The organism is Exiguobacterium aurantiacum (genome assembly GCF_024362205.1).
Lineage (GTDB): Bacteria > Bacillota > Bacilli > Exiguobacteriales > Exiguobacteriaceae > Exiguobacterium > Exiguobacterium aurantiacum_B.
In genome coordinates, this window is record NZ_CP101462.1 from 649,080 (window position 1) to 664,077 (window position 14,998).

Here is a 14,998-nt window from a genome sequence, read left to right on the forward strand (position 1 = left end):
GAGGAAGAACCATGCGGATTTTACACATCAATGCCATCCATGAAGAAAAAAGTACAGGACGAATCTGTAAAGAGATTTCGTCCGTAGCGCTTGCCCATGGCCATGAGAGTGTCGTCGCTTATGCGACAGGTCCAGATACGGGAAGCGGGTTCCGCATCGGTTCATCCCTTGATCAAAAACGACATGCCTTCTTGTCCCGCTTGAGCGGGAAACAAGGCTATTTTTCAAAAGGGGCGACGGTTGAACTCATCGATTTTATCGAATCGTACAAGCCTGACGTCGTACACTTGCATAATCTTCACTCCAATTACATCCATCTCGATACCTTGTTTAACTGGCTCAGTCACACCGACACGCCGACGGTATTGACGCTCCATGATTGTTGGTTTTACACCGGGAAGTGCACACATTATACACGGACCGGTTGTGAACGTTGGCGTGATGGCTGCGGCAGCTGTCCAAGACTCAAATTAGATAATCCGAGTTGGGGTCTTGATCGGACTGCCGAGATGTGGCACGACAAACAACGCTGGTTCGAAAATATCTCACGACTCGCCGTCATCGGCGTCTCCGATTGGATCACGATGGAGGCGCGATTCTCGCTCCTCGGTAATGCGAAAGTGATTCAGCGGATTCATAACTGGGTCGACCTCGATATTTTCTACCCTCGGGACACGTCGGAAATACGGGCGGCACTTGGGTTCGAAAACCGTTTCATTCTATTAGGCGTCGCTAGTTCCTGGGACGATTCAAAAGGGTTGTCTGATTTCTTAAAAGTGGCACGAGCGTTGCCGGAAGCACGTTTGTTGCTCGTCGGAGACATTCCCGACATCAGGTTACCGGTGAATGTGATTCATATTCCTTCGACGAATCGTATCGAGGAGTTGGCTGACTATTATGCGCTCGCAGATGTGTTCCTCAACTTATCGGTCGAAGAATCGTTCGGGAAAGTGACCGCGGAAGCGATGGCCTCGGGGACGCCGGTCGTTGTACTTGATGCGACAGCGAACCCAGAGCTGGTCCCCAGCACGTGTGGTGAAGTCGTAGCTCCCGATCGCATGGAGGACATATTGGGCGCAATCGAAAAAATTCGGCGACTCGGCAAGGAACACTATGCGGATTCCTGCGTCGAACATGCACGTTCCTCCTTTTCAATGGAAGAGCGGGTCATGGATTATCTATACGTTTATGAAAGCCTTGTTCACGATAAAAGGAGGAATCTAGCATGGAACGTCCCCTCGTCTCAATCGTCATCCCCGTCTACAATGGAGTGGACTATCTAAAAGAAACCATCGAGAGCGCCCTTGCTCAAACGTATGAGCGAATCGAGGTGCTGGTGATCAATGACGGGTCGACCGATGGCGGGGCGACCGCTGAGATTGCTCGTCGCTTTGGGAGTCAGATCAGATATTATGAAAAGCCAAACGGCGGAGTATCAACGGCGCTCAATCTAGGCATTGAGAAGATGCGAGGAGAGTGGTTCTCATGGCTGAGTCATGACGACCTTTATGAACCGGAAAAAGTGAATAATCAAGTCGAGGAACTCCGAAAACTAGGTGATCAGGCCCAGCGTTACATCTTATCCTGTGGGACGACGTTGATTGATGAAGCCGGTGCGCCTATTTACCGTCCTAGAAGACAGTTGAAAGGTGTATACACAGATGAGGCGATGTTTGATTACCTGTTGCTGAAAGCGTGTTTGAGCGGCTGTGCACTACTCATTCCGAAACGAGCGCTTGAACAAGTCGGTGGATTCCCGACGACGTATCGATACATTCAAGACTGGGTATGTTGGGTCGACTTGGCGCTGGCGGGATATCAGTTCAAAGTGACGACGGCACCGCATTCGAAGACGCGTATCCACGCGAAGCAACAAACCAAAAAAATCGCCGACCTCGCACCGATCGAGACGGCCCGCTTTTTTGAACGGCTGTTGATGCGACTCGAAGCCACGAGCAGTACAACCACGCCACAAATCAAAACGGTGTTCAAGGCGGTGTACCGCTCAACTGACCCGGAAGTGAGGGAGGAGCTGTTGCAGCGCTTTGATGGGCACCGTCATTTGAGTCGGATGGAACAGAAACGATTGAATCTGTCAGCCATCATTTATCATCGGATGTTGACGCTTTATCGCGGCATGATGAATCTTCGCTATCGATAAACGTGAAAAGGAGGAGTTGAAATGTGGATCTATCTGATCAATATGTTGCTTCTGATCGCATGGGCGGCCCTCCTTTTGCGTGATGACGGAATCAAGAACGGGAAGTTGCTGTTTGTGACGATTGCGACATGCCAATGGATTTTATTGTCTGGATTTCGTCACTTTAGCGTCGGTGCTGACACGATGCAATACAAATGGATGTTCGACGAGACAAAAGGCATCTCATGGGAACGGCTCGGTGACAATTTTGTTAACGTCTTGTTCGGCGGAGGGGACGGACGCGATCCAGGTTACTACTTACTACAAAAAACGATTCAACTCGTGACCGAGAACTACCAATGGTACCTCTTGGCGGTCGCGCTCTTGTTCCTGATTCCGTTCGGAGTTTGGATTTATCGCAACTCGACGGAGCCATTGCTCAGCTTCTTGATCTTTTCGACATTGTTTTACGCCTTCTTTGCCATCACGGGCATCCGCCAGACGATTGCGACGGCAATTGCCGTGTTGATTGGCTACTACTTTATACAGACGAGACGGTTTTGGCCTTTTCTCGGGATCGTATTGCTTGCGGCGACGATTCATCAATCCGCTCTCGTCTTCCTTCCATTCTATTTCTTGGCCACAAAGACGATCACATCACGCTATCTGCTGTTTATGGGAGCGTTGATTCCATTCCTGTTCGTCTTTCGGGTTCAACTGTTCGAATTTTTCCGCACCATCAGCGGTTATGACGAATATGAGTACTACACGGGGGCAGGTACCTTTAACTTCTCGATGATCTTGATTTTAATCACGGTCGTATCACTCTGGCGGCGTGAACAGATGATCGCGGTCAACCCGAATGTGACCCATTATTTGAACGCCTTGTTGCTCGCCCTTTGCTTTCTGCCGCTTACGTTCATCAACCCCTCGATGATGCGAATCGTCCAGTATTTCTCAGTGTTTGTCATGCTATTGATCCCAGAACTGCTCCGTTCTTTCGAACGTCGGGAGCGCCTGCTCGTCTATTACGTGGCCATCACGATGCTATTGCTCTTGTTCGTCCGTAACGAACCGCTTTATATGTTCTTTTGGCAACAGAAATAAGGGGAGGGGAATCTGATGACGACGAAAGTGGAGTTCGATGAACAAAAAAGCTCACGTCAAATCAAGATTGGCGTCCTCATGTCTTACGCCGCCATCGGATTCAATATTCTCGCCGGTCTGTTCTACACACCATGGATGATTGCAGAGATTGGGAAGGCGAACTACGGACTCTATATGCTTTCGCTATCACTCGTCAGCATCTTCGCCATGGACTTCGGCTTAGAGGCGGCGGTGTCGCGATTCCTATCAAAATACCACGCGCTCGGGGATTCAGAAGGGGCGTCTCGCTTTCTCGGTGTCGCCTTCAAACTGTTTATCGGGATTGCGGTGTTGATTGGCCTCGTTCTGATCGGGGTCTATCTGATGATCGACACGATTTACGCAAGTTTATCGCCTGCTGAAGTGGAGACGCTCCAAGTGTTGTACATCATGGTCGGTTTTTACATCGTCGTCTTGTTCCCGACCAAACCATTCAACGGAATTTTTATCGCGAATGAACGGTTCGTCGTCCTCAACTGGTTCAACTTGATGGAAAAAGTGTCGACCGTCGTCTTGATGGTCGGGGCGCTCTTGTTCGGATTCGGCTTATATGCGCTCGTCTTCGTCAACGCCATCGTCGGTCTATCCATTATCATCGGGAAAGGGATTTACCTGCTTCGTAAAACCGAGACGGCGATTGACTTTTTGCATAACAGCCGGTCGATGTACCGAGACATCTTTACGTTCTCCTCTTGGACGACCGTCATCGCCATCGCCCAACGCTTCATCTTGAACATCACCCCGACCATTCTCGGGGCTTTGGCGAGCAGTGCCTCCATCGCCTTGTTCTCGATCGGGATGGTCATCGAAGGATACGTTTGGACTATCTCATCAGCGATTGGATCGCTGTTCCTGCCGAAAGTTACACGCATGACGACCTATAATCGCCAGTCGGAATTAAACCATCTGTTGATTCGTGTCGGCCGCATCCAGTTGTTCATCGTCGGCTTGATTATCATCAGTTTTGCGACGATGGGCCGAGAGTTTATCGGACTTTGGGTTGGTCCAGACTTCTTCCCATCCTATACGGTCGCCCTGTTGTTGATTCTCCCAGGAATCATCACGCTGACCCAAGAAATCGCCTATACGACGTTGATTGCGGTCAATCAAATCAAATACCGGGCGTTCGCGTCGCTCATCGTCGCAACGGTCAGTGTGATTTTGTCACTGCTCTTGTCGCCGCATTACGGGGCGATCGGTGCTGCGAGTGCCATATTGGTCGGTAACTTGATTGGCACTGTGATTTTCATGAACGTCGTGTATGTCCGCGTTTTAAAATTGAGTATGTGGAAATTTTTCTATGAATGTCATGTGAAGATTGCACCGGCTTTGATGTTTCTAGGAATTCTCGGCTTCTTGCTCCAAAGGTACTTGCCTGTCGAGTCGCTCGTCCATTTCCTGTTTAAAGCGATTGCACTAGGTGGCGCCTACTTTCTCTTCTTATGGATCTTCACGTTTCGGGATGATGAAAAAGAACTGTTGCGTGGGTTTGTCCGTCATGCATCAAAGACATCCTGAACGGGGTGTCTTTTTTCGTGGAGCACAAACATTAGACATGTCATCTTTCAAAAAAATGTTAAACATTTCTTTCCTATTCTCACAATGAGACGGGTAACACGATAGTATCACCATCATTGCAATTGTTTCCCACTCAATTTTCCTATCACCTTTAGAAGCCACTGACATCACGACAAAGGAGAGGATTCGCAATGTTTAAAAATAAAACTTTATTGATCACAGGGGGCACAGGCTCATTCGGAAACGCCGTCATGCAGCGCTTCCTGAAAACGGATATTAAAGAGATTCGAATCTTTTCACGAGATGAGAAGAAACAGGATGATATGCGCAAACTCTATCATGACGACAAACTCAAATTTTATATCGGGGATGTGCGGGATGTGAACAGTGTGCGCAACGCGATGTATGGGGTCGATTATGTGTTCCACGCGGCGGCGTTGAAACAAGTCCCTTCCTGCGAGTTCTTTCCTTTAGAGGCAGTGAAGACGAACGTACTCGGGACGGATAACGTCTTGAACGCGGCCATCGAGCAAAAAGTCCAAAAGGTCATCTGCCTGTCGACCGACAAGGCGGCCTATCCAATCAACGCGATGGGTATCTCCAAGGCGATGATGGAAAAAGTGTTCGTCGCCAAAGCAAAAGCGGTCGGGCCAAATCAAACGTTGATTTGCGGAACGCGCTATGGAAACGTGATGGCGTCAAGGGGTTCTGTCATCCCGCTATTCGTGGATCAAATCAAACGAGGCGAGCCGTTGACCGTGACGGACCCGTTCATGACACGTTTCTTGATGAGTCTCGAAGATGCGGTCGAACTCGTCGTCTTCGCCTTCAAGAACGCTCATGCGGGAGACATCATGGTTCAGAAATCTCCTGCGTCCACGATTGGGGTATTGGCCCAAGCGCTACTTGAACTGTTCCATGCCAACAACCCGATCAAAGTCATCGGCACACGGCATGGCGAGAAGTCGTACGAGACGTTATTGACACGTGAAGAGAATGTCGTCGCTGAGGACATGGGCGGTTTCTACCGGGTACCGGCTGACACACGCGACTTGAACTACGATAAATATTTCAACGAAGGCAGCAAGCGCTTGACGGTCGAGGGCGAATACAACTCGGCCAACACGGAACAGTTGAACGTCGAGCAAGTGAAGCAACTGTTGCTGACCCTCCCTTACATTCAACAAGAGCTCGCGAGCTGGGTGAAAGTATCATGAAGATTCTCGTCACCGGGGCAGCTGGATTCATCGGCAAGAATCTAGTCGCCGAATTAACCGCGCGGGGCCATGAGGTATTCTCCTCCACGCGCGATACGTCGGAGGGCGAATTTCAACAATTTTGCCAACACGCTGAGTTCGTCTATCACTTGGCCGGGGTGAACCGCTCGGAAATTGAAACCGATTTTGTAGAAGGGAACACGGGATCCACCGAGCGATTGCTTGAGACGTTGGCATCTTGTGAGAATAATGCGCCAATCATGTTCGCCTCCTCGATTCAAGCGACTCGGGACAATCCGTACGGACGCAGTAAACGCGCGGCGGAGAACGTCTTGAGGCACGCGCATGAGAAAACGGGACGCACCATCTATCTGTTCCGCTTCCCGAACCTGTTCGGAAAGTGGGGACGCCCGAACTATAACAGTGTCGTCGCGACGTTTTGTTATCGGGTCGCACGTGACTTGCCGTTAGAAATCCATGACCCGGCACGTACCGTACAACTGGCGTACATCGATGACGTGCTCGATACGTTGGTCGGCTTGCTCGATGCGAGAGGACGAAAGCCGGCTGTGTATGAGGAAGAAGTGGCAATCCATCCGCCAATCGAACTCGGCCGAATCGCCGGTCTGTTACAGACGTTCAAAGACAGCCGGCGGAGCCTGGCCGTCCCGCAACTCGATGATGCGTTTACGAAGCAGTTGTATAGCACGTACCTCAGTTATTTGCCTGTCGACCGCTTCGCCTATGATTTGAAGCTGAATGAAGATGCGCGGGGTTCGTTCACTGAATTCATCCGGACGCCGGACCGGGGACAAGTATCGATCAACGTGGCCAAGCCCGGGATCACGAAAGGGAACCATTGGCACCACACGAAAAATGAGAAGTTCCTTGTAGTCAGCGGCGAGGCGTTGATTCGCTTCCGTCAGGTCGGAGAGAACGAGGTCCATACGTATCACGTCACGGGAGAGATGATGCGTGTGCTCGATATCCCGACCGGCTATACACACAACATTGAAAACATCGGAACGACCGACTTGGTGACCGTCATATGGGTGAATGAGGCCTATGACCCGAACAACCCGGACACATACTTTATGGAGGTGCAAGATGAAACGACTCAAAGTGATGACCATCGTCGGGACGCGTCCCGAAATCATACGCCTGTCGGCCGTTATTCATAAGCTGGAACACTCTGAGGCGATCGAGCACGTCCTCGTGCACACGGGGCAAAATTATGACTATGAATTGAATGAAGTGTTCTTCCAGGATTTCGCTTTACGAAAACCGGGCTACTTCCTCAATTCAGCGACGGGAAGCCCGATTGAGACGATCGGCAACATCCTCATCCAAGTCGATCCCGTGCTCGAGCTCGAACGTCCGGACGCGGTGTTGATTCTCGGAGATACAAACTCTTGTCTCGCGGCGATTGCGGCCAAACGCCGGAAAATCCCAATTTTCCATATGGAGGCGGGAAACCGTTGCTTCGACCAACGCGTCCCGGAAGAAATTAATCGGAAGATTGTCGACCATACTGCGGATGTGAATTTGACGTATAGCGATATTGCCCGGGAATACCTTCTCCGCGAAGGGATTCCGGCGGAACGAATCATCAAGACGGGAAGCCCGATGTTCGAGGTTTTGATGTCGAAACGAGAGGCGATTGAACTGTCGGACGTACTGAGCCGACTCGATTTGACTCCGGACCACTACTTCATCGTCTCGGCGCATCGCGAAGAGAACGTCAACTCCGACACACACTTTTTGGCGCTCGTCGACAGTTTGAACGCGATTGCGGCGCAGTATGGACTACCGGTCATCGTCAGCACCCATCCGCGGACGATGAAGCGAATCCATGAATTGAACGTCTCGTTCCATCCGTTGGTCCGGCTCCTCAAGCCGCTCGGATTCGTCGACTACAACCACCTTCAACTGCACGCCAAAGCCGTGCTCAGTGACAGCGGAACGATCAGCGAAGAGTCCTCCATTCTCGGGTTAAGAGGGTTGAATATCCGAGAGACGCATGAGCGACCGGAGGCGATGGAAGAAGGGGCCGTCTTGATGGTCGGCCTTGAAAAAGAACGGATCTTACAAGGATTGTCGGTCGTCATGGAGCAGGAGCGGCCTCGCATCGTTAGTGACTACAGTATGCCGAACGTCTCGGACAAAGTGGTACGGATTTTGATCTCGTATACGGACTACGTCCGACGCGAAGTATGGAAAGGCACGACCGATCCCCGTCAAACCGTAAAGGAGGGTGAACGATGAAACAAAAACTCATCTTTATCGGGAACATCGCTTCCCCTTACCAAGTGAAGCTATGTTACGCACTAGAGGAATATTTCGACGCTGAATTTTGGTTTTATGAGCATCTCGATCAAAACCGACCGGATTGGTGGAAGATTCCGCTCGGAGAAAAGTGTCAGGTGCTGAAGTACTCGAAATGGTTCCCAAAAATCGGCTATCTCTCGCTCGGATTAATTCCGGAGCTGATTCGGTTCAAACCGGACGTCATCTTGCTCGGCGGATTCATGGCCGGCCATGCCGTTATCGTGAGAATGGCAAAACTGTTCGGAATCAAAACCGTCATCATGAGCGAACCGCTTCGTCCGTTGCAAAACGATGATGATCCTTCCGCTCGGCTGACAAATCCTCAGGATAATCCATACAAAACGAAACTGTTGCACTGGATGTTCAAGGACGCCGACTTATATTTCGGGATGGGGACGGTAGCGGTCGATCAATTCAAGGACCATCTCGGGTTTAATCCTGAAAAAGTTGTGCATGCGACGTATGCACAGGACATCGATGCTTACTTCGATCATGGGTTGAGACGGAAACAGCCGGGCGATACGTTCAAACTTTTGTTTGCGAATCGACTCGTCGAACGCTATCAGCCGCTGCTCGTGTTAGAGGCGTATCGGAATTTATCAAAACGTTATTCCCTCGAACTCTATTTGAACAATTCAGGGCAACAGCTCGAGGCGTGTAAAGCATACATCGCAGAACATGATTTGAAGAACGTCCACTTCTTAGATGAGATTCGGGCGTGGGACGAGATGCCAAAAGTGTATGAACAAGCGGACATCTTGGTCCTACCGGCCACGTATTCGAACGGGAACGGGACCATCATCGAAGCAAGAGCCTCGGGGATGGGGGTCGTCATCAGCGATCAAATCAATAACGTCTCCCATCACTCCGTCGACGGAAAGAACTGCTACATGTGTGACGTCACGGTCGAATCGATTGAACGAGGAATCGAACAGTACCTCGAACATCCAGAGCGTCTCATCGAACATGGCATGTTATCGCGGGAACTCGTCAAGTTCCATCGAAACGATGTCACTGCCAAAGGATACTATGACACGTTACGCGCGAAACAAATCATTTCGTAAAGGAGAGACGTCATGAACGTGGCCATCATGCAACCCTACTTCTTCCCTTATATCGGGTACTTCCAGTTGATCCATGCGGTCGATACATTCGTTGTGTATGACGACGTTCATTTCATCAAAAAAGGGTGGATTCATCGAAATCGTATCTTAATTGATGGACATCCTCATCCGTTCACGTTATCGATTCAAAAGATGAGTCAAAATCGTTTGATTTGCGACCATGAGCGGGCGCAACCAGATGAGATCGCCGAGCAACAGTTGAAGTTGTTGCGACACGCCTACCACAAAGCTCCTCAGTTCGAACACGTCTTCCCGTTGCTCGAACGTGTGATCCGTCACCCCGAACGAAACGTCGGGAAGTATTTGGCATACGGCATCGAGGAAGTCGCTAGGTACCTCGGCATCTCGACGACGTTCATACTTTCGTCAGAGTTGAACGCTGGGGTTGGCTTGAAGGGCCAAGCGAGAATTCTCAAGATATGTGAACAGTTAAAGGCGACGCATTACATGAATGCGATCAATGGGATGGCTTTGTACGATGCCGATGTCTTCGAACAGGCCGGGATTGATCTATCGTTTATTAAGACCGACTCAATGACGTACGATCAAGGCCCGCGTCCGTTTCAACCGAACTTGTCCATCATCGACGTGATGATGCATTGTTCCACACCTGAAATCCAATTCATGCTTGAACGGTACGCACTCGTCTCGAATCGCCAAGTGACCTAGGAGGTGCCTTATGCTACACATCGTCGATATCCAATCCGCCGCATTCCCAGCTCATCCAGCATCCAATCAGCCTGACCGTCCGCAAAAAACTATTCCCGTCACCAAATCCGCACTTCCTTCATTTGAAGAGTATACGGATGAGATTCGTGAGTTGTGGGCGTCGGGATGGTTGACAAACAACGGCGCCAAACATCAGCAACTCGAGCACGAGCTGATTGATTATTTAGGAGTCGAACACATCTCCCTGTTCACGAATGGGCACTTGGCACTCGAGACGGCAATCGAAGCACTCGGATTGACAGGAGAGGTCATCACGACGCCGTTCACCTTTGCTTCGACGAGTCATGCCTTGATTCGTAAAGGGCTGACGCCCGTTTACGGAGATATCCGTCCAGACGACTTTACGCTCGATGCTTCCAAATTAGAGCGATTGATTACGACGAAAACCTCGGCCATCCTTCCCGTCCATGTGTACGGAAATGTATGCGACGTCGAGGCGATCGAGGCGATTGCCAAGCGACACAATCTGAAAGTGATTTATGATGCGGCCCACACGTTCGGCGTCAACGTGAACGGACGAGGGATTGGTACGTTCGGGGATATCTCGATGTTCAGTTTCCACGCCACGAAAGTGTTCCATACGATTGAAGGAGGCGCCTTGACGTACAATGACCCCGCATTGAAAGCCCGTTTCGACCAGTTGAAGAACTTTGGCATCACTGGCCCGGAAACGGTGGAAGTGCCGGGGGGGAACGCCAAGATGAATGAGTTTCAAGCTGCGATGGGGTTATGCAACTTGCGTCATATCGATGAGACGATCACGCGGCGGAAACGCGTGCGCGAGCAATATGACGCGTTGCTCAAAAATGTCAACGGGGTCCGAATCCTGACACCTCAACCGGGCGTCGAAACGAACCATTCCTATTATCCCATCATCTTGACAGCGGAACAGAATCGACGGGATGAGCTGCATGACGCTCTAGCGCAGGAAGGCATCTTCACCCGGAAATATTTCTATCCGCTCGTGACGGATTATGCGTGGAATCACAATCGGTTTGCGAGCCGCCGCACACCCGTCGCCCGCGAGATTGCCGAACGGGTGTTGACCCTTCCACTCTACCCGGACCTTGCCTTAGAAGACGTGACCCGGATTTGCACGATGATTCAAGAAAGGATGATGAAGCGATGAAAGGGATCATATTAGCAGGTGGGAACGGAACACGCCTCTACCCGATGACAAAGGCCGTCTCCAAACAATTGTTACCGATCTACGATAAGCCGTTGATTTACTATCCGATGTCCGTATTGATGCTAGCGGGGATTCGGGAAATCTTGCTCATTTCGACCCCGCAAGACATCGGTGGATATGAGCGTCTGTTCGGGGACGGCCATCAGCTCGGTATCGACATCTCGTATAAAGTGCAGACGAAGCCGGTCGGACTGGCCGATGCCTTTATTCTAGGGGCAGACTTTATCGGTGATGACTCGGTCTGTCTCATTTTAGGAGATAACGTCTTCTACGGACCGGATTTGACTCGTTTCTTGAAACACGCACAAGCCAAAAAACAAGGGGCGACCGTCTTCGGCTATCCGGTAAAAGATCCGCGCGCCTTTGGCGTCGTCGAATTCGATGCCCACAACCGAGTCGTCTCGATCGAAGAAAAACCGGCGGCCCCAAAATCGAATTATGCGGTCCCGGGCCTATATTTCTACGACAATCAAGTCGTCGATTTCGCCAAACGTGTCGAACCTTCCGCAAGGGGCGAACTTGAAATCACGTCAATCAACAACATGTATCTCGAGCGCGGGGAGTTGAACGTCGTGCTGTTCGGACGAGGGATGGCATGGCTCGACACCGGAACGCCAGAAGGAATGATCAAAGCGTCCGTGTTCGTCCAAACGGTGCAAGAGCGACAAGGTTATTATATCGCTTGCCTCGAGGAGATTGCCTGGCGTCGCGGATTCATCACACGAGACGAGTTGAAGGATATCGGTTTGACGCTCAAGATGACCGATTATGGACAATATCTCTTATCACTCGTCGAGGAAGGGGAGAGAACGGATGCGAACAATCCTAGTGACTGGCGGAGCCGGGTTCATCGGTTCAAATTTCATAAAACACTTGCGGGCAAAACATCCAACGTACCGCATTCTTAACGTCGATGCGCTCACGTATGCAGGGAATCTGGAGAACCTGCAGGAGTTCGAGGCGGATTCGCTCTACCAGTTCGCGAAGGCCGACATCCGTGACCGACAAACGATGGACCGATTGTTCACGACGTATGAAGTCGATGAAGTCGTCCATTTCGCAGCAGAATCGCATGTGGATCGGAGCATCACCGAACCTGAACTGTTTTTGACGACAAACGTTCTCGGGACGCAAGTGCTACTCGACACGTCGATGCGTCATTGGAAAGTCGCTCCTGACGATAAGTACAGCCGGGAGTATAAGGCAGGTGTCTGTTTTGTCCATGTGTCGACGGACGAAGTATACGGATCACTCGGTGCGACCGGTTATTTCACCGAGGACTCGCCGATTGCCCCCAACAGTCCGTATTCGGCCTCGAAAGCGAGCTCTGACCTGCTCGTTCGGGCCTATCACGAGACGTACGGGTTGCCGGTCAAGACGACGCGATGCAGCAACAACTACGGGCCGTATCAGTTCCCGGAGAAGCTCATCCCACTCATGATTCATAACTGTCTGTCGAATTTGCCGCTACCGGTTTACGGAGACGGGCAACAGATTCGGGACTGGTTGCATGTGAGCGATCACTGTGAAGCCATCGATGTCGTTCGAGAGAACGGAAGGTTCGGCGATGTTTACAACATCGGGGGGCACAACGAAAAAACAAACTTGGAGCTCGTTCACATCATCCTTAAAGCGTTCGGACAGTCAGACGAGTTGATTCAATTCGTGAAAGACCGTCCGGGACACGATCGACGTTACGCGATCGACGCGACCAAGATGGCCGACGAACTCGGGTGGACTCCACGATATCGGTTTGAAGATGGAATCGCCGAGACGATTCAATGGTATGTGGAGCATCCCGAATGGATCGAACGGGTCGTGTCCGGTGCGTATCAATCTTACTACGACTCGATGTATTCTTCGTTCCGATAGGAGGGAGTTCCCATGTATTCACGTTTTTTGAAACGTCCGCAAGATATGATTCTTGCGACGGTCTCACTGCTCGTTTTAAGTCCCGTCCTCGTCACGATTGCCGGTCTCATCAAGTGGAAGCTCGGGGGACCGGTACTGTTCAAACAAAAACGTCCGGGGAAGGACGGCGTCGTCTTCGAGATGGTGAAGTTTCGGACGATGACCGACGAGCGGGATGAGCATGGGGAGCTGTTACCGGACGAGGCCCGTCTGACCCCGTTCGGGAACAAGCTTCGTTCGCTCAGTCTCGATGAGCTGCCGAGCTTGTTCAATATCGTCAAAGGCGACATCGCCATCGTCGGACCGCGCCCGTTGCTTGTCGAGTATTTACCACGCTATAACGACGAACAGCGCCGACGACATGTCGTCCGTCCCGGACTGACGGGACTCGCCCAAGTCAATGGAAGGAACCGGCTGTCTTGGCCCAATCGTTTCGCTCTCGATGTGAAGTATGTCGACAACGTCACGTTCCTCAATGACTGGAAGATCATCTTGCAGACGGTCGGGAAAGTCGTGAAGAAGGACGGTATCTCGTCTGATACGGCGGCGACGATGGAGGCGTTTATGGGGGATGAACGATGACACGTGTCGTCAAATGAAGCGAGCGGGCTCCATGGCCCGCTCGCTTTCTTATGTGTCGTTTACTTTGGCAATTTTCATCAGAACGTCACTCGAGTCTTCCAGGAAAACGTGATATAACTAAATATGTGAATTATTGAACAAATGGAGGTTTACACATGAAACGATTTCTATTCTTGCTCATAGGTTTGATTGTCATCCTCGCAGCCTGCAGCCAAAGCGAGGCCGTCGACACGACAAAACTGCACACATACACGAAGTACGAGCTCCCGCTCCAAGAAAAAGTTGTAATCGGGGAAGGAGAACACGAAATCGTGTTCGTCTTCGACTACAGCTGTCCGTGGTGCAAAAAATGGATGGAAGAGCTACTGCCGGAGATCGAGGAGCGCTGGCTCGAGACGGGCGAGGCGACGTTCAAAGGACAGCCGCTCGTCTTGTTGAACGAACAGTCGCAACTGCTCGCGAACGTGGACTATAATGTGGAACGACTCATCCCGGACCGCTACTATGAGGTACAGCGTGCCATCGGACTCGACTCCGGGTCTGACGGGTTCGGGACTGAAGCCTACGTCCGGGAACTCGCGTCCGAGTTCAACCTCAACGCGGACGAATTGCTTGAGAACCATGTCGATATCGGCATCCAAAACTCACGGCTGTTTACACGGGACTTCGGCGTCGCCTATGTGCCGACGGTATACGTCGACGGGATCCAGCTCGTGGATGCTTTCAGCTTGGAGGAAATGGAACAAGTCATGGATGGGACAATCAAAGCCGGTGATCAAGTCGAACTACCCGAGAATTAAAACAACCCCTCGTCACGGCGACGAGGGGTTGCATCATAGATTCTCGATATACGGTTTGACGAAGAAATCGAACAGCTCGGCGTCAAGCAAATACCGATTCATGTAGAACGGGTCGTTGTCCGGTATTATTGGTTTCAGAATTAAGAAATTTGCTTGTTTTGCTTCCTTTGTCTGTCCTTGCGCCACTTCCAAACGAACAGACCGATGAGCGCAAGAAGTGGAGCAGCGACCCATGGACGGGCTTCGATGATGGCGACGAGCTCAAAAATTGACAACCAACCGCTAATCATGATGAGAATCAGCAGGAAAGTCTT

At 51.0% G+C, this 14,998-nt stretch carries 15 protein-coding genes; 14 read left to right on the forward strand and 1 reads right to left on the reverse strand.

All coding sequences use genetic code 11. The features are described from left to right. Positions 1-11: 11 nt before the first annotated feature. The 14 genes from NMQ00_RS03445 to NMQ00_RS03510 all read left to right on the forward strand — a co-directional run bounded on the left by NMQ00_RS03445 (position 12) and on the right by NMQ00_RS03510 (position 14,684). Entirely contained in the window at positions 12-1,283 is a 1,272-nt protein-coding gene (locus NMQ00_RS03445; RefSeq protein ID WP_255177939.1) for a glycosyltransferase, read from the forward strand. Next, positions 1,226-2,161: a glycosyltransferase family 2 protein gene (locus tag NMQ00_RS03450; RefSeq protein ID WP_255177940.1), complete on the forward strand. Its 936-nt coding sequence runs from the start codon at positions 1,226-1,228 to the stop codon at positions 2,159-2,161. Before NMQ00_RS03445 ends, NMQ00_RS03450 begins: the two co-directional genes overlap by 58 nt. A 21-nt stretch (positions 2,162-2,182) precedes the next feature. Next, positions 2,183-3,247 carry an EpsG family protein gene (locus tag NMQ00_RS03455; RefSeq protein WP_255177941.1) on the forward strand — a complete coding sequence of 355 codons (1,065 nt, stop codon included), beginning with the start codon at positions 2,183-2,185 and terminating at the stop codon, positions 3,245-3,247. Positions 3,248-3,262: 15 nt separating this feature from the next. Further along, positions 3,263-4,804 carry an oligosaccharide flippase family protein gene (locus NMQ00_RS03460; protein WP_214834828.1) on the forward strand — a complete coding sequence of 514 codons (1,542 nt, stop codon included), beginning with the start codon at positions 3,263-3,265 and terminating at the stop codon, positions 4,802-4,804. Between the two features lie 191 nt (positions 4,805-4,995). After that, the gene (locus NMQ00_RS03465) at positions 4,996-6,021 is read left to right on the forward strand and encodes a polysaccharide biosynthesis protein (protein ID WP_255177942.1); all 1,026 of its coding nucleotides are present in this window, start codon (positions 4,996-4,998) and stop codon (positions 6,019-6,021) included. Next, entirely contained in the window at positions 6,018-7,202 is a 1,185-nt protein-coding gene (locus tag NMQ00_RS03470) for a polysaccharide biosynthesis C-terminal domain-containing protein (protein WP_255177943.1), read from the forward strand. Before NMQ00_RS03465 ends, NMQ00_RS03470 begins: the two co-directional genes overlap by 4 nt. Then, entirely contained in the window at positions 7,129-8,286 is a 1,158-nt protein-coding gene (wecB, locus tag NMQ00_RS03475) for a non-hydrolyzing UDP-N-acetylglucosamine 2-epimerase (RefSeq protein WP_255177944.1), read from the forward strand. The genes NMQ00_RS03470 and wecB overlap by 74 nt, the downstream gene beginning before the upstream one ends. Next, entirely contained in the window at positions 8,283-9,413 is a 1,131-nt protein-coding gene (locus NMQ00_RS03480) for a glycosyltransferase family 4 protein (protein ID WP_255177945.1), read from the forward strand. The genes wecB and NMQ00_RS03480 overlap by 4 nt, the downstream gene beginning before the upstream one ends. 12 nt (positions 9,414-9,425) lie before the next feature. Beyond that, the gene (locus NMQ00_RS03485; RefSeq protein ID WP_255177946.1) at positions 9,426-10,142 is read left to right on the forward strand and encodes a WbqC family protein; all 717 of its coding nucleotides are present in this window, start codon (positions 9,426-9,428) and stop codon (positions 10,140-10,142) included. Positions 10,143-10,152: 10 nt separating this feature from the next. Then, a complete protein-coding gene (locus NMQ00_RS03490) occupies positions 10,153-11,331 on the forward strand; it encodes a DegT/DnrJ/EryC1/StrS family aminotransferase (protein WP_255177947.1) in 1,179 nt (392 codons plus the stop codon). Further along, on the forward strand, positions 11,328-12,299 hold the full coding sequence (rfbA, locus tag NMQ00_RS03495; protein ID WP_255177948.1) for a glucose-1-phosphate thymidylyltransferase RfbA: 972 nt from the start codon (positions 11,328-11,330) through the stop codon (positions 12,297-12,299). Before NMQ00_RS03490 ends, rfbA begins: the two co-directional genes overlap by 4 nt. After that, positions 12,205-13,263 (forward strand): dTDP-glucose 4,6-dehydratase, encoded by a 1,059-nt coding sequence (rfbB, locus tag NMQ00_RS03500; RefSeq protein ID WP_255177949.1) that lies wholly within the window; start codon positions 12,205-12,207, stop codon positions 13,261-13,263. The genes rfbA and rfbB overlap by 95 nt, the downstream gene beginning before the upstream one ends. Before the next feature lie 12 nt (positions 13,264-13,275). After that, positions 13,276-13,884 carry a sugar transferase gene (locus NMQ00_RS03505; protein ID WP_255177950.1) on the forward strand — a complete coding sequence of 203 codons (609 nt, stop codon included), beginning with the start codon at positions 13,276-13,278 and terminating at the stop codon, positions 13,882-13,884. Positions 13,885-14,039: 155 nt separating this feature from the next. Beyond that, positions 14,040-14,684, forward strand: a complete 645-nt coding sequence (locus NMQ00_RS03510) for a thioredoxin domain-containing protein (protein ID WP_255177951.1) — start codon at positions 14,040-14,042, stop codon at positions 14,682-14,684. A 140-nt stretch (positions 14,685-14,824) separates the two neighbouring features. On the opposite strand, the gene NMQ00_RS03515 is transcribed toward NMQ00_RS03510, so the two are convergent. Next, positions 14,825-14,974, reverse strand: coding sequence for a hypothetical protein (locus NMQ00_RS03515; RefSeq protein WP_255177952.1), 150 nt, complete (start codon positions 14,972-14,974; stop codon positions 14,825-14,827). Positions 14,975-14,998: the final 24 nt, after the last annotated feature.